General features: G+C 41.6%; 13 protein-coding genes. 7 read left to right on the plus strand and 6 right to left on the minus strand.

What is annotated here, in order from left to right; all coding sequences use genetic code 11:
* The first annotated feature begins 94 nt into the window (after positions 1-94).
* A complete protein-coding gene (locus tag ACO06Y_RS02095; RefSeq protein WP_422082170.1) occupies positions 95-1,240 on the plus strand; it encodes a hypothetical protein in 1,146 nt (381 codons plus the stop codon).
* The gene (locus tag ACO06Y_RS02100) at positions 1,224-1,709 is read left to right on the plus strand and encodes a doxx family protein (protein ID WP_422082171.1); all 486 of its coding nucleotides are present in this window, start codon (positions 1,224-1,226) and stop codon (positions 1,707-1,709) included. The genes ACO06Y_RS02095 and ACO06Y_RS02100 overlap by 17 nt, the downstream gene beginning before the upstream one ends.
* Positions 1,710-2,050: 341 nt before the next feature.
* Here ACO06Y_RS02100 and ACO06Y_RS02105 read toward each other — a convergent pair whose 3' ends face one another.
* The 4 genes from ACO06Y_RS02105 to ACO06Y_RS02120 all read right to left on the minus strand — a co-directional run bounded on the left by ACO06Y_RS02105 (position 2,051) and on the right by ACO06Y_RS02120 (position 5,860).
* Positions 2,051-2,371, minus strand: a complete 321-nt coding sequence (locus tag ACO06Y_RS02105; protein ID WP_422082172.1) for a hypothetical protein — start codon at positions 2,369-2,371, stop codon at positions 2,051-2,053.
* Positions 2,372-2,851: 480 nt separating this feature from the next.
* Positions 2,852-4,804: an FtsX-like permease family protein gene (locus ACO06Y_RS02110; protein WP_422082173.1), complete on the minus strand. Its 1,953-nt coding sequence runs from the start codon at positions 4,802-4,804 to the stop codon at positions 2,852-2,854.
* A 21-nt stretch (positions 4,805-4,825) separates the two neighbouring features.
* On the minus strand, positions 4,826-5,527 hold the full coding sequence (locus ACO06Y_RS02115) for a permease prefix domain 2-containing transporter (RefSeq protein ID WP_422082174.1): 702 nt from the start codon (positions 5,525-5,527) through the stop codon (positions 4,826-4,828).
* A 6-nt stretch (positions 5,528-5,533) separates the two neighbouring features.
* Positions 5,534-5,860 (minus strand): PadR family transcriptional regulator, encoded by a 327-nt coding sequence (locus ACO06Y_RS02120; protein WP_422082175.1) that lies wholly within the window; start codon positions 5,858-5,860, stop codon positions 5,534-5,536.
* Between the two features lie 683 nt (positions 5,861-6,543).
* Here ACO06Y_RS02120 and ACO06Y_RS02125 point away from each other — a divergent pair.
* Complete coding sequence (locus tag ACO06Y_RS02125) at positions 6,544-8,901, plus strand: ABC transporter permease (RefSeq protein ID WP_422082176.1); 2,358 nt, start codon at positions 6,544-6,546, stop codon at positions 8,899-8,901.
* A gap of 142 nt (positions 8,902-9,043) precedes the next feature.
* Here the strand turns inward: ACO06Y_RS02125 and ACO06Y_RS02130 are convergent, their stop codons facing one another.
* Positions 9,044-10,252 (minus strand): serine hydrolase domain-containing protein, encoded by a 1,209-nt coding sequence (locus ACO06Y_RS02130; RefSeq protein WP_422082177.1) that lies wholly within the window; start codon positions 10,250-10,252, stop codon positions 9,044-9,046.
* A 35-nt stretch (positions 10,253-10,287) separates the two neighbouring features.
* Complete coding sequence (locus ACO06Y_RS02135) at positions 10,288-11,679, minus strand: RNA polymerase sigma factor (RefSeq protein ID WP_422082178.1); 1,392 nt, start codon at positions 11,677-11,679, stop codon at positions 10,288-10,290.
* A gap of 843 nt (positions 11,680-12,522) precedes the next feature.
* On the opposite strand from ACO06Y_RS02135, the gene ACO06Y_RS02140 reads away from it, so the two are divergent.
* From ACO06Y_RS02140 to mobB, 4 genes are all read left to right on the plus strand, one after another.
* Positions 12,523-12,876, plus strand: a complete 354-nt coding sequence (locus tag ACO06Y_RS02140; RefSeq protein ID WP_422082179.1) for a single-stranded DNA-binding protein — start codon at positions 12,523-12,525, stop codon at positions 12,874-12,876.
* A gap of 88 nt (positions 12,877-12,964) precedes the next feature.
* Entirely contained in the window at positions 12,965-13,414 is a 450-nt protein-coding gene (locus ACO06Y_RS02145) for a JAB domain-containing protein (protein ID WP_422082180.1), read from the plus strand.
* 425 nt (positions 13,415-13,839) lie between these two features.
* Positions 13,840-14,388 carry a BfmA/BtgA family mobilization protein gene (locus ACO06Y_RS02150; RefSeq protein WP_422082181.1) on the plus strand — a complete coding sequence of 183 codons (549 nt, stop codon included), beginning with the start codon at positions 13,840-13,842 and terminating at the stop codon, positions 14,386-14,388.
* Position 14,389: 1 nt separating this feature from the next.
* Positions 14,390-15,409 carry a MobB family relaxase gene (gene mobB, locus ACO06Y_RS02155; protein ID WP_422082182.1) on the plus strand — a complete coding sequence of 340 codons (1,020 nt, stop codon included), beginning with the start codon at positions 14,390-14,392 and terminating at the stop codon, positions 15,407-15,409.
* Positions 15,410-15,416 lie beyond the last annotated feature (7 nt).

Raw genomic sequence — 15,416 nt, forward strand, 5'->3', positions numbered from 1 at the left:
TTTTTTTAGTTGAACAGTTTTTACCAATCAAGGTCAATTAAAAGCTAGTTTCCATGAAGCTGGCTTTTTTATGATGGCCGAAAACCAATCGTGCATGAAAGACAACCAAAAAAAAGCAACACTTCTATTTTTCCTCTTCTCTATTGTTTCAATCTACCTTGGCAACTCCCAGGGATGTGTAGCCATACGCCATTTTTCCTCGTGTGTGGGAAACAATCTCGAAAGCAATCTGCTCAGTGCAGGCGACCTTCAGATCGGGGTCAACTATAGATATTTTAAATCGTTTAGGCATTTTAGGGGAACCGGGGAGGAACCGGATAGGGTGACCAACAATACGGAGGTCATCAACCATGCCCATGCCTGGGATTTTTTTGTCACCTATGGTATCTCTGACAGGTTCTATGCCAGCCTAACCCTGCCTACGGTAATCAATACACGCTCCTCACTCTACGAGCACGGAAGGGAAGAACGCAATATAACATTTTCCAGGGGCTTGGCCGATGTCAGGGTCGGGATCGGCTATTGGTTGTTCGATTTGGAAAAGTTCCATAATGGAAATCTGGCCATTGGTCTGGGGGTCAAATTGCCCACCGGAAACTACAACGCATCCGACATCTTCTATAATGTAGGTCCCGAAGGTGGGCCGCAGGTACGACCGGTGGACCAATCCATCCAACCGGGGGACGGGGGCTTTGGCATCACCATGGACTTTCAATTTTACCAAGAAGTGGCCACGGACCTGTTTTTTTATGGAGGCGGATTCTACCTTATGAACCCTAGGGAGACGAATGAGACTAGGACCTTTAGGGAAACCTTGAGCCCCATACTTGAGAATGAGGCCATTATGGCCGTTCCAGACCAGTATTCACTGCGCATGGGATTGAGCCGTACCATCTCCAACGGCCTTTTCGGTTCTTTGGGCGCAAGGTTCGATTGTGTTACCGTCAAGGATCTGATCGGTGGAAACGAAGGGTTCAGGAGACCTGGCAACGTGCTGTCCATCGACCCCGGTATCAGTTATGTGACGAATAATTTCATATTGAACCTGAACGTGCCCTTTGCTGTAAGAAGGGAAAGGCCCCAAAGCATTACCGATAAGCAAACGGAAGCCCTTACCGGAAATCCGCGTAACGGTGATGCGGCTTTTGCGGACTACGTGATCAATATGGGCATATCCTATAGGTTTCCGAACAAAAAAGTACACATTGACCCAATGCTACAGGATGAGTTTAAGAACTGACAGGATGGACCAAGTTGACCGATCCGAAGATATGGTGGATACAAAAAAAGGGAATGGAAACCTCTTGGCCCTTTCCATTGGAATCGTTTATGTTTGGTTCGGGTCACTGAAGTTTGTACCAGACCTCAGTCCGGCCGAGGGTTTGGCCAAGGACACCATTCATGAACTCACATTCGGTCTGATTCCAGCCGATATTTCCATATTGCTCCTAGCCATGTGGGAAACATGCGTAGGTCTTATGTTGATTTTGAATATAATGAGGCGCTTTGCAATCCGTTTTGCGCTGTTGCACATACTGCTAACGTTTTCACCCCTGTTGCTTTTCCCGGAGAGGGTCTTTACCAATACACCTTTTGCCCTGACACTTTTAGGGCAGTACATCGCGAAGAATTTTGTTATTCTGTGCGTTTTGATTTTTTTGATGACCACAAGGTCCGGGCCCTGCGGCAGAAAAAATCATACGCTATAGATAAAGCGCTGAAAGTTAGTGAACTTCCTGCCATAGGCCTTGAGGTACTCAATAAAAAAAGTGAAGGTTTTGAACTCATTTCAATATGCTGTTCATCCAAAACATGATTTCCTATCCAGAAGCATTGATGCACTCAAAGTCAGAAAGTAAACATATAATTTATTGACCTTAAATTCACATAAAGTGATATAAACCAATGATCAATATTAAATCCAGTGCCGCACTTAGAAAGTTGGTGCGCTGTGTGCTAAGATCTCTAATTTTTACAGGTTGATGAGTTGCCTCAACCTCTCAAAAGAAAGAAATCACTCCTGGTGTATGGTACGTGCGATGGCCTTTATTCAGTCACAACAGCAGTTTTTATTGCTTTTCGTTTTTTCAAAGCATTCCATCCCTTCCTTGAATGCAAAATATGAAAGCCCAAGAGTACCTATGCTGTCCATATATGCAACTGCAAACAGTTCGTAAATGCCACTGCTCACAAGCAGGATGATCGACATATAGATGCAGACCAAAGTACATTTGGCATCGGCCAAGATCGGGGCAGAGCCAAGTTTGTTCCCCACGATTCTTTCCAAACAACCAAGGTCCACATTATCACTATTGAAATTGCCGAAATAATGATACCCTAAAAGGTTGTCACCGGTTTGTGTCCTATCCAAATATTATAGATACTCGTTGAGACAAGTCCTAAAACTAGTAAGTAAAAAGCGACTCCGGTAATTTTCAGTGCAGTTCGTTCAAAAGTGGCTCGTTTGCTTTTTGGGTTGTTCTGGATCCTCAGGACCATGTGGGCAATTCCGAGTCAGGAGATGACCTCTATGAAACTGTCCGAACCAAAACCGAAAAGGGCCAAGCTTTCATCTTCGAATCCTAGGTATGTTGCAACTATTCCCTCCACGTCGTTATAGATTATCGTAAACACCGCAAGAACAAAAGCTATTTTATACAGTTTTTTGCTATCTGACGTTAAAGACTTTACCATTTTATTCCTCCAAGTTGCAAAACAAACCGATCATTCATCAAGGATACCAATCCCAAACAAAGAATAAAATTAGGCAATTTAGGGTCAAGGACTTCGGCGGAACACGGTGATGCTGAATTTGGATTATTAAACGTTCGTTTTATGAAACTTTAGAATCTTATTCCGTTCTCAGGGTATCCGCCGGGTTTCGTACGGTGGCCATAATGATTTGCCTTCCAACGGTAAGGGCACTTATTACCAAAACGATGAGAAATCCTGAGAGTGCTTCCCTCACCCCGATTGTAGTCCTATATAGGAATTCATTCAGCACAAATTTATCCACGACATATAGTGAAATGGGAATGGCAATCAATCCAGCTATCAGGATAACATTAAAATAACCACGGGACAGCAATAAAGCCAAATTCCCGATACTAGCGCCCAAGACCTTTCGGATACCTATTTCCTTTTTGCGGCTTTCCACGGTAAAAACGGCCATACCCATCAAACCAAGTGTCGATATTGAAATTGCAAGTATGGCCAAAAAGGAAATTATGGTATAGGTCGCTTTATGCTGCTGATAGGTCTCCTCAATTTTTGAATCGTAGAACGCAGCTTCGAAAGGATGGACAAGGTCAAACTTCAGATACCCGTTTTCCAATTTTTCCATAGAAGCCGTCAAGTCCTTGCCATTGAGTTTTACTCCCAATATCGTGTATCTTTCTGAGGCGGTGGGCCGAACGAATGCAAAGGCCTTTTCCAGGTTCATGGTGAGGGACATGTTTACGAAGTTCTTTACCACTCCCAAGATTTGTAATCGGTCACCGTTATACCAGATGTTTTTGCCAATGGCCTCTTGGGGTGGGCCAAGGTCGAGACCTTTTAGGAATTCTTCGTTCACGATGATATGCTCCCGGTCCTCGCCTTCCCTTAAATCGTCAGGGAATCCAGTACCTGCAAGTATTTCAAACTTGTGCATGACCAGATAATTTTTGTCGATTTCATTGACCAAAAATCGTATGGAACTATTTCTGTCCGCAGATTCGGCCAATCCCATGGTCGCTCCACCGGTACCCAATACCATGGAGGATTTTGATGTTCTTTCCACTTCCGGAATTTTTCCATATTCGGATTCGAGCAAATCGATATAGTCCCCCTTTATATTGATGTTCACGATTTGCTCGGTATCATACCCCAAGTCATAATCCACGGCAAACCTGTATTGCTTATGGACAAGTACCGCGCACATGATGAGGCCTATGGAAAGGATAAACTGAAACACCATTAGAACCCGTCTTAGGTCGGTTCCGGAGAATACCTTGATCTTGCCCGCATCATTGAAAATGATATTGGCATTGAGCTTCGATAGGATAGCGGCGGGCAGGAAACCTGCGATACAGCCCGTAACGACAGCAAATGCCAAAAAGTAAAGCAGGTGGATATATTCCATATCCAACGAGAACATTCGATAACCCCTAGCGGCCGGATTGGGCAATGCCAGAAATTCCGGTTTGATCAAGAAGAAAAGGCCCAGTCCAAGAATCAGGGCGATCAAGGCCAATAACACCGCCTCGACGACAAACTGACCGAATACCTGAAGACGGGATGCACCGATGACCTTTCTGATACCGATTTCCTTGGAACGGCGCAACGCCCTGGCCAATGATAGATTGGTATAGTTAAAACAGGCCGATAAAAGCACGATAAAGGTCAGTAGTGCCATGAGAAAAATCCTGTTCTGGGGAAAAGATGGCCCAGGCAGGTTTTCAAGGAGACTGCTTTCGCCCGTAACGAAGGAATCGAGGGGCTGTAGCATATGGGTTATCGGGTCTTCGGTCGTGGAATTGATACCTTCCATTACGTTCGCAAGGACTTTTTCAACTTGTTCTTTTTTTACGGCCTCGCCCAGTACGAGATAAACATAGTTCAAGGAAATATTTTGTGGATCGGTCCAAAAATCCGATGCTCTGCGCGAAGGCGGGGCAGGGCCACTTTTCAGGGTGTTCAATGAAACCAACATCTCGAAACGCATATGCGAATTTAAAGGGGAATCCTCCATAATGCCGGTTACGGTACCGTTGATGGTATCGTTAAGCCCAGGGCCGGTAATCATGCTTACTGGTCTACCCATTGGGTTCACTTGGCCAAAAATTCATCGTAAAGCCGATTCCGTCAATACGATACTATTGGGGTCTGTCAATGCCGTTCGAGGATTTCCTTCTTTAAGCCTAAATGAAAAGACATCTAAAAAGGATGGCGAGGAATAGAATCCCTTTAAATCGATTCCACCTTCATCCGTTTTTATATTGGCGGTGAGTCCATCGCGTACAATGGCGATCTCTTCTACTCCCGAAGCTTTTTCATCCAATTCGTTCGCAATGAAGATGGAGGCAGTCGCCAGCTTGCGCTCCCTACCGGACATGGTCCTGGAAGATGTGACGTGATAAATATTGTCCTTTTTATCATGAAAATTGTCGAAGGAGTTGATTTCGGACAAAAGCAAGATCATCAATATGCCTACGGCCATGCTTATGGTCAGGCCCAAAATGTTGATTCCTGAAAAAACGGTATTCTTTCTTAGGCCCCTTAACGAAACTTTCACATGGTTCTTGAAGATGCCATAGTGGTTCGGAAGTAAGTTCATTTTAATTCGTTTTACGATTATTGGGCGAAGCAATTTTAGGGTTTCCCAGAAATAATGTCTTCGGGCCTTGGCTTTGGAACAAGTCTTAATATTCTCCTGAAATAATTCCTCCATATCGCCCTCTATCTCCTCGAGGTAGTCTTGCTTTACAAAAAAGCGTAAAAAACTGAGGATATATTTGGGCGGTCCAATGTCTTTCGATGGTTCCATGGCTAGCTATAGTGCTGAAAGTTCAGGCATTGATGACCAAAGCCCCGCCCTAATTTCCCTTATCTCCGTCAGTACCCTGTGGGCCTGCCTACTGGCGGTATATATCCTTTTACGTTTTCCGCCCCTTTTTTGGGTTGCCTCTCCGAACTCGGAGGTCAAGAATCCTTTCTGTTCCATTCTTTTGAGCGCCGATTGTATCGACCCGACACTAAGTGATTCGCCCAAACGGTGTTCAAGCTCTTTTTTGATACGGACACCATAAGCGTCGTCCTGCAATACTACAACGACAAGCAGCACAAGCTCCTCGAACTCTCCCAGTCTTGTTCTCTTCATTTTATTTCATTCGTAATTGCAGTAAATATAATCAAACTTATTTAATTCGTAATTGTAGTTAATATATTTTTACCTGCGACAATGAACCTGTAACAGGAACATGAGAAAGTTGGTAATAGCGGATAACGTCCGTAATTGGGGTTCTGAAATAGCTCGGATATACGTTTGCAAAGAGGAACATTTCAGTAAATAGCTGGATCCTATAAAAAGGCGATTTTATAAGACCACTATGGAAAAAGAGTCGGTTCTCAAGAAATGTTGGTTTTAAGGAACTGAGACTAGAAATGAAAAACAACCTCTCAATACTTTTTTGTCTTATCAAGTAAAACTAATTTGCTACGGTAGCAATAAAATAATCGGCATTTTCTGTAACTATTTGGAAACCGCTCGGTCTTTACTTTGAAATTATATTTGAGGTAATGTATAAGTTCGATATTGAAATCCGTGTGACCCAAGAGTATTTCCTTTCATTGTAAAAACTTTGGACAAACACTGTCCAATAATTTTACGATGTGAGCCCGATACAAGAAGATTAATTGATTTAACAATATGATTATGAGTAATTTATAATCATGGCACAGATTTGGTTCATCTGCTTTTGACCCATCACTTTTCAATCATTTTCTCGGCATATGCTTAGTGGGCCGCTAGCTTATGCCTTCTAAATCTCAAAAGCCATATCCATGCACAACATCAAACTTTTCCTAAGAAATATCAAAAGACAAAAAGGCTCCTTTTTTATTAATATAATCGGACTTTCCACGGGATTGGCCTGTGTCCTTTTGATATACCTATGGGTACATGATGAACTGAACATGGATAAGTTCCATGAAAATGATGAACTGCTTTATAGGACCCTGGAACATACCCGCTACAATGAGGATGTCATCACATGGAAAGAAACCTCTGGTCCCGTTGCAGAAGTATTAAAGGATGAAATGCCCGAGGTCGTCTATTCTACGGCCGTCGCCCCCCCGGAATGGTTCGGAAAACAGAATCTATCCACTGAAGGTAAAGATATAAAGGCCCTCGGTCAGTATGTGGGAAAAGACTACTTCAATATCTTTTCCTATGGTCTTGTTCATGGGGGCAGGAATCAGGTACTTGCCGACAAGAATTCCATAGTGATTTCGGAATCGTTGGCAATGAGCCTTTTCGATTCTACGGAAAATAGTATCGGCAAGGTCATTGAACTGGAACACGAACAACCATTGCAAGTGTCGGGGGTGTTCAAGGATACCCCGGCCAATTCCACGTTTCAGTTCGACTTCGCGGCAACCTATGACCTATTATCCGATATGCCCGCATACAGTTGGGTCCAGAATTGGGGAAGTACAGGCCCACAGGTATTTATGGTTCTAAAAAAAGGTACGGATGTCAAGCAGTTCAAGAGGAAAATTGCCGATCTGATCAAGGTAAGACAGGAAGGATCGACCCGTACACTTTCCGCTGTTCCCTATTCGGATTACTATCTCTATGGTAACTACGAAAACGGAAAGCAAGCCGGGGGACGTATAGAATATGTTCGGATGTTCTCCATAATTGCCATCATCATTTTGATGATCGCATGTATAAATTTTATGAACCTGTCAACGGCAAAAGCGTCTAAAAGATTAAAGGAAATCGGCGTGAAAAAAGCAGTAGGTGCCAGCAGAAGGTCATTGGTGCTGCAGCATCTTGGGGAATCGGTGATGATGGCCTTTACCGCGCTTTTGGTCGCACTTGTCATGGTCTTGGCTTCCCTCCCATGGTTCAACAATATTATTGGCAGGGAACTTACTGTAAACTTTACTCCGGGCCTTGTGTTAATAGTCTTGGGCATTACCCTGTTCGCGGGACTTGTGGCAGGAAGTTACCCCGCACTTTACCTGTCCGGCTTCAATGCAGTGACAATTTTTCGGGGAAAAATTAAAAGTCCGGTCGGGGAATTTTTGACCAGAAAGGGGCTGGTCGTTGTACAGTTTGCCCTATCGGTCGTCTTGATCGTTTCCGTACTGGTGGTTTATAAACAGATTGAGTTCATACAAAATAAAAACTTGGGATACGACAAGGACAATGTGGTCCATTTCGGAATTGAGGGCAGGGTAAAGAACGGATTGGAGACCTTTGTCTCGGAAATCAAGAAAATACCAGGGGTAGTAAACGTTTCCAGCACATCGCACGATATGATAGGGCATAGTTTTTCCGCCGGCATAGGCTGGGAAGGCAAAGATCCCGAGGACGATACCCAGTTTCAAATAGCCCAGGTAAACTATGACCTTATCGAAACTCTTGGTATGGAGGTTACCTCCGGCCGTAGTTTTTCACGGGACTATTCCACTGACAGTTCGGGTATTATTTTCAACGAGACTGCTATAAAGGCCATGGGGCTCGATAATCCAATAGGCAAAAAAGTGGATTTTCTGGGCCAGGAAAGAAGGATTATTGGAACGGTAAAGGATTTTCATTTCAAGTCATTACACGAGAGGGTCGAACCGATGTTGCTCGTGTTCTCCCCGGATTATGTAAGAAGGATTATGTTGCGGATAGAATCCGGAAAGGAGCGGGAAACCCTATCGGCCCTCCAAAGTTTTTATCGGGAATACAATCCTGGATTCCCGCTCGAATATCAATTCCTGGATCAGGAATACAATACACTTTATGCATCGGAACAAAGAGTGGCCACATTGTCCAAATATTTTGCCGGTCTCGCAGTTTTGATTTCTTGCCTAGGTCTCTTTGGTCTAGCCGCCTATACGGCAGAGAGACGCCGAAAGGAAATTAGTATAAGGAAGGTCCTGGGCCAGACAGCAACACAGGTTACGGTAATGTTGTCCGGCGAGTTTGCCAAGCTGGTCCTGATCGCGATCTTGATAGCTCTTCCCGTGGCCTATCTGCTGACAGACAACTGGCTGTCCGGTTTTGCCTATCGGATTCCTATGCGATTGTGGTATTTCCTGGCAGCTGGTCTAGTAGCATTTTTCATTGCCTTGGCAACGGTAAGCTCCCAGGCCCTTAGCGCTGCCAACAAAAACCCGGTAGACGGGTTGCAAGAGGAATAGAGTTATGTGTAATGATAGTGTTCTGATTGGTTTCAAATTAATGGGACCAAATAACGAAATTATCAGATCCCCTAGAATGGTTCTCTTTATGGGACTGATAAAATTGCTGCTAACACGGGCGTATATATAATTTTGTGCGCTTTTATTTACTTGTAAGATATATTTCTTTGATAATATCAAATCCTCCGCTAGTAGCAGTATTTTGAAACGTGATGATGCCAGTGTTGTCTGCTTTATTGAAAAAAAGATAGGTGGTAATACCTGGATCTCCACCTGTATGCCCCCATAACGTATGGTGAATTGAAGTAGAATCAAATTCATAAGTATGCCAACATAGCCCTTGGGAAGTATTGCCTTTGAGCTGAAGAGATAACATTTTGTCTATGGTATCTTTTTTCAGTATACGTTTTCCATTATATTCGCCACCATTCATGATAGCGATCATGTAATTGGACAATTCCCTAACACTGGTTCGTACCAAACCATCAGGATAATTGGGGAAACTATAAAGACAATTTTCAACAAAACTGTTTACTTCAAATTTGGAATCCTTGGTATACAGACGTTTATTTTCAAGTAATTCATTTTTGTTATGGTCGGTAATGTAAGCATAAGGTTTAATATGCTTTGATGAGTCTACTTCACTTAAAAACCATCCTGTATTGTCCATACCCAAAGGCTTAAAAATATGTTTTTGGCAATATTCATTAAAAGGTTTCTTTGAAACATTTTCGATAATTAGGCCAAGCAACCCGAATGCAATATTTGAATATCGTTTATTATCTCCTGGTGACAATTTGGTAAAATTACTTCCATCGTTATAGTATTTGCCATTCGAATTTAAATTTGCATAAATCCAGTCATATAAAGATATTGTAGGGTCTCCACATGAATAGCTATGGTGATAGGCCGGCCCATCCTGAATGGAAGAGGTATGGGTCAAAATCTGAAAAATGGTTATTGGTCGGTCCGAATATTTAGGGTTTCTAATTTTGAAATCCAAATATTCATTTATATCCCTATCAAGATCAAGTAAACCTCTTTCCCAAAGTTGCATGGCCGCTACCGTAGTAAAAGTTTTGGAGATAGACCCAATATTCATAATACCATCAATGCTCATAGGTGTATTAAGCCCAATATCTGCCAAGCCATAAGATTTGGACCATGTCAAGGTATTATCTTTTACAATACAGGTTGCAAAACCTAGAATATTCCTTTCGGACATAAAACTTTGGATTATAGTGTCCAGGGACTCGTATTTATAATCCTTTTGGGCATACCCTGTAGTAATGAGTAAAAAGGAGACTGTTAAGCCAAAAGTCTTTAAAAATTTTGAATATATTATTTTCATGATTCCAACACTTTTCTATGATTGCAAGGTTTGACCTATTTAACAACCGATATTTCTATGGCCCCTTGTTCTCCTTTTGCGCCATATTTGGCCATAGCTTCATTACTGTTTAGCCTTACCAATTTATAGTTGCTATCCGAGAGTCTTATGGTCTTTCCGATATCTATTTGTTGACCGTCGATAACAAGTAGATGTACTTTGCCCAAGAAAGTAAAGGAGCCGTTTCCTTGAAAATCTGAATCTTCAAAATCAACCCTTACTTTTCCTTTTAAATAAACCTCGTTGTTTTTTTTTGACCAAAACAATCTTGAGGCACTAAAAGTACCCTTTTCTTTTTCGGGTGTTTCGTATGGGGCATTGGGGATTTTTGCAGTAATTTCAGGTTGAACAGTCTCTATTTGTTGTTTAACAGAATCTTGAATAGCTACAGAGTCAAAAGAACTTGAAGATAAAGCGATCAATAATGCTAAAGAATCCAATGGTTTCATAATTGTTTGTTTTATGTTCTTGTTAGACTTGACGGAATCTTTTGAAATGGTTGCAGTTTTAGGTTGTATTTTTTTAGTTGTTTTATTTTCAACCAAGGAATCGGTAATGGTTACCGAAGGGGATTTTAGGTTTTTATCAGTGTTGTTTCCTTCATTATTTTTCCATGGTTGAATTATTAAAATACCAATAGTGCATACCATGGCAACACCTGATATGACCAATGCTTTAAAAAAGGGTTTAACAGATAAGATTTTCAAGTAAGATGGATCACTAAATTCCATGAATTCGACTGGCAAAGTATTTTTGACCGATAACGAGAATTGGTCAAAACTTTTTTCATACAATTCAGATAAATGTGCATTCCCCTTAGGAGATAACAATAGCAACAACAATTTTTGGTGTTCTTTGTCCTTTTCATTTTCTTTTGCCTTTTCTACGAGCATTTTTTTTAACTTTTTACGTGCCCTAGCTAGGTGGGATTTTGATGTTCCCTCACTTATATCCAGTTCTTCTGCTATCTGGGCATGGGTGTATTTTTCCATGACATAGAGATTAAAGACCCAGCGGTGGTGCTCTGGCAATTGGTCAATGGTATTTAAAAGTTCAGTTATTGTGAAGGCCGTTTCCGTATTTGAAAAAGTTTCATCCTCTATTGTTTTAAGTTCAGTGCGGTATGGCGACGAATCATTTAGAGGTTTTTTCTTTTTTTCGTCTCGCAAGTATTGCAGGGTATGGTTCACTACCACACGGTGTAACCATGCGTCAAAAGGTCCTTTACCTTTAAAACTTTTATATTTTTCAATGGCTTTCAGAAAGGCTTCATGGGCCAAGTCTTCAGATAGCTGATTATCCTGGGTATATCTAAAACAAATACCGATCATTTTACCGATATTTCTACGGTAACTAGTTTCCCAAAATTCCTTTGTTGATCTAGTCAATTTACTAACATGTTTATAATCATGATGCAATCAATCTGAATGGTGGCAGTTTTTTTGCAAATATTTTTTGGGATGTTCTATAAATAATGATCATATGATTAATTCTGTAAAACCATCTTTATCAAAAAAGGCCAATTCATGAGAATCCTTTTTCAAAGTATAAGTATTCTAGGAAACGTCCTTTTCTTGGTCTCTTTTAATAGTTTCATCAATTCACATTTTATGGAACTCAATTCAAAAGGTCTTTTCGCCCTTACGCTTAGTTCATTTCCCTAACTCTCCATTGCACAAAAGGGGCTTCTTTCAAAATTATGGACTCCAACGCAAAAAAAGAATCTGGGTTTCCTTGGAGAAATTTTTTGCATTTACTCTATCCTGTTTTTTGTTACATATTGGATACATTTTTAAGGTTGAGTCCGTTCGACCAAAATTTCGACTTTCCGTTTTGTTCTGCTTCCGGTCGATCCGGCACTCCCCCCTATCGGTTTTGATCATATCTTCAGTACAGCCACCATTCCCTTTTTTTCGATGGCAAAAAAACAACATCCGTTCTTGGTGACGGCATAAAGCCAGCCCCGCCAATTGCGGGGCCTTTTTATACGTCCTTTCCAAGCCCCGATGTTGTAATCCGTACAGCATCAAAAAAAGGGAATCGTGAAGGCACTATGGGAAGTAAATCAAAAACACAAAAGATGAAATCGTACGGAATCAACAAAAAGGAAGCGGAACAAAGGTTAAAAATCAAAAAAAGGGAAAACGCTCCGGATATAATAAGTAAATCGATTATAAAAGCTGTCCGAAGGGTTCGGGCAGGACTATTCATTCATTTTAAATTTTTCAATTATGAGCAATCTTAGAAACAAAGTTCAATTGATCGGCAACGTGGGGAACGACCCTGAAATGAACGTTTTGGAAAGCGGTAAAAAAGTCATTCGTTTTTTATTGGCCACCGATCAGAATTACAAAGATGCCGAAGGTCAAAAGGTACGGTCCACTGACTGGCACAATATGGTGGCCTGGGGCAAGACCGCCGAGATCATCGATCTATATGCGGTCAAAGGCAAGCAGATCGCTATCGAGGGTAGACTGACCTCACGAAGCTACGAAACCAAGAAAGGCGAAAAACGCTATATCACGGAGGTAATTGTTAGCGAGGTTCTATTATTGGGTGCCAAGAACGAAGATAGGGCAGCCTAATACATAAACCATTTACAATTAAAGAGGGCATCTCTCGGAAAAGTTCTGCCCTCTTTTTCATTACCAATAACGTTTAAATTAAAAAGCAATGAAGGACAAAGTTAACGAAATACGGATAAGCTACAAAGAACGAATCCCTGCCCCCTTTTGGCAGAAGATAAATTCCTCAAAGGATGCCGCAGATCTACTTTACGAACATTGGGACAAACAGACAATTCAGGTAAATGAATCCTTTAAGGTCATGTTATTGAACAATAACAATAAGGTGAAGGGTATCTATCAACTTTCAAAAGGCGGGATTACCTCCACGGTCATCGATATGCGGATCTTGTTCGCGGTGGTTTTAAAATCATTGTCCGTAGCAATCATCTTGACACACAACCATCCCAGCGGAACGTTGAGGGCAAGCCAAGCGGACAGGGAGATTACCCAAAAGATCAAGGAGGCAGCTGATCTATTCGATATCCGGTTATTGGATCATATCCTAATCGTTCCCAATGGCCGGTACTACAGTTTTGCCGATAATGGAATTCTTTAAATCCATATCAACCAATCATGGGATGTCCAAACTATAATTCCCGTGATGGGGAAACACAAGGGCGACTTTTTAAGTTGCCCATTTTCTATTATGGAAAGTTCAAGGCTCTGTAAAATAGCCTGTGAAATCCCTAAAAGCAGGATTGAAAAAATCATAAAACCTTCTGTTTAATGGACGATTACTACAAGAGCCTTTACCTTTTGGGAAAGGTATTTTTTTGACCCCTTCGGGGATCAAAGGAATAGCAAGAGGATAACACGCTAAAGCGGTGTTATGATGTCTCGTCCGATTATAAAATATTGATAGTCTAAATTTTATAATATGAAAGAATTTCGAAGCGGGATGAAATATTGTAACAATTCCCTTGGAATACCCGATAAACAGGAATTCAAATTGTAACAATCGAATAAAAATAGGATTCACCGATGGATGGTTTTAAGGTCATACGGTTAAGGATAGGAACTATCGAACGTTTCAAGCTATTCTCCAAGAAAATCGCGAAAACGTATTCCGAAGCGTTGGAGGCAATGCTTGACTTTTTCGAATGGCACAACTATTCCCCTCACCAACGTTTTGCCAAGGACATCAATTCAGCGGTGGAACTCAACCGTAAACGTATCGAGGCCCATATTGCCATTTCGAAGTCCATAGAGAAAGGGCAGAATATACCCTTGATCAATATCGAAACGATGCTAAGATCGCTCTTTGAGGAGAACAATAAAACATACGACCCTAAAAAACTGGATACCGAAACTTCCAAAGTGGATTTCCCAAAAACCGGAAGGGAAAAGACCACGGTTCCGAGAATAAAATATGACCGTGCCAACCGGAAGTTGGAAGAAATGAAGCAACGCTTGCAATACGTTCTGCATCAGATTGAACCGGTCAGCAACCGCTTTGGAAAGGACTTTTTAAAAGTCGGAATCACACGGGAAGAACTGGCCCGCTTCAAGCAGACCTTAAAGGATCTATAATATGTACATTACCATTACACCCCAGAAATTAGGGCAGGGCTATTCCAATAGCGTAGCGGATTACGTTGCCTACCTGGAAAAAGAAAATGAAGGTTTGGATCGGGAAAACCAGGAACATTTTTTTAGCCGAACCGAGAATCAGATTTCAGCCGAAGGGGTCGTCAAGGAAATCGATTCCAATACTGCCAAGTTAAAAAAGACGGAACCAAAGTTTTATTCGATCGTGGTCAGTCCAAGCCAAAGGGAACTCAAAAGAATAGCTCACAAGCCTGAAGCTCTAAAGACTTATACCCGGGAACTGATGAAGGAATATGCAAAATCTTTTTATCGTGAAAAACCGGTAACCGTCGACCAAATAAAATATTTTGCCAAAATAGAACATGAACGGACTTATCGGGGATTTGAAAAAGAAGTTTTGGAAAACGCCCTTTTTCGAAAACGCATCGCCAAATTGAAAAACGATATCCAAAAAGTCAGTCGAGGGGAATTGGAAGGGGATATACAAAAAATGCAGAAGGAAATCATTGATTTGAAAGAAGCTGCTCCCCATAAGATCAATGGCCAAATGATTGTGGCTGGAATGAAAAAGGATGGGATCCAATCCCACATTCATATTATTGTTAGTCGAAAGGATGTGACCAATACTTTTAGTCTTTCTCCAGGTTCAAAATACAAAGCTTCCGAAGTTGAGATGCATGGAAAGAAGGTGCAACGTGGTTTTCATCGCGACCGTTTCTACGAGAAATCGGAACAGGTTTTCGATAAGCTCTTTGGCTACAATCGGAATTTTGTCGAGACCTATGACGCCAAAAAAACTTTGGTCAAGGATCCCATTTTATTTCGGATGCTTTTGGGCAACCTACCTATGGGAGAGAAGGCTTTGGCCCTAAAACTACTTTCGAAATCCGGCATGCGGGTTCCTTCGATACCGACCAATAAGGTACAACTGGCACTAAAGGTTTTTCATCAATTGCGAAGAGGAATGAAACGGGCTATGGAAGCCGGATCAATAGGAATCTAAAAGGATT

The organism is Ulvibacterium sp. (assembly GCF_965228935.1).
In the GTDB taxonomy this organism is placed as follows: domain Bacteria; phylum Bacteroidota; class Bacteroidia; order Flavobacteriales; family Flavobacteriaceae; genus Ulvibacterium.

What these genes read in the sequence shown, in the direction of transcription:
- ACO06Y_RS02140 (WP_422082179.1), top strand. Translation starts at nt 12,523, where the DNA reads ATGAGCAATCTTAGAAACAAAGTTCAATTGATCGGCAACGTGGGGAAC.
- mobB (WP_422082182.1), top strand. Translation starts at nt 14,390, where the DNA reads ATGTACATTACCATTACACCCCAGAAATTAGGGCAGGGCTATTCCAAT.
- ACO06Y_RS02100 (WP_422082171.1), top strand. Translation starts at nt 1,224, where the DNA reads ATGAGTTTAAGAACTGACAGGATGGACCAAGTTGACCGATCCGAAGAT.
- ACO06Y_RS02150 (WP_422082181.1), top strand. Translation starts at nt 13,840, where the DNA reads ATGGATGGTTTTAAGGTCATACGGTTAAGGATAGGAACTATCGAACGT.
- ACO06Y_RS02095 (WP_422082170.1), top strand. Translation starts at nt 95, where the DNA reads ATGAAAGACAACCAAAAAAAAGCAACACTTCTATTTTTCCTCTTCTCT.
- ACO06Y_RS02110 (WP_422082173.1), bottom strand. Translation starts at nt 4,804, where the DNA reads ATGGGTAGACCAGTAAGCATGATTACCGGCCCTGGGCTTAACGATACC.
- ACO06Y_RS02145 (WP_422082180.1), top strand. Translation starts at nt 12,965, where the DNA reads ATGAAGGACAAAGTTAACGAAATACGGATAAGCTACAAAGAACGAATC.
- ACO06Y_RS02130 (WP_422082177.1), bottom strand. Translation starts at nt 10,252, where the DNA reads ATGAAAATAATATATTCAAAATTTTTAAAGACTTTTGGCTTAACAGTC.
- ACO06Y_RS02125 (WP_422082176.1), top strand. Translation starts at nt 6,544, where the DNA reads ATGCACAACATCAAACTTTTCCTAAGAAATATCAAAAGACAAAAAGGC.
- ACO06Y_RS02115 (WP_422082174.1), bottom strand. Translation starts at nt 5,527, where the DNA reads ATGGAACCATCGAAAGACATTGGACCGCCCAAATATATCCTCAGTTTT.
- ACO06Y_RS02120 (WP_422082175.1), bottom strand. Translation starts at nt 5,860, where the DNA reads ATGAAGAGAACAAGACTGGGAGAGTTCGAGGAGCTTGTGCTGCTTGTC.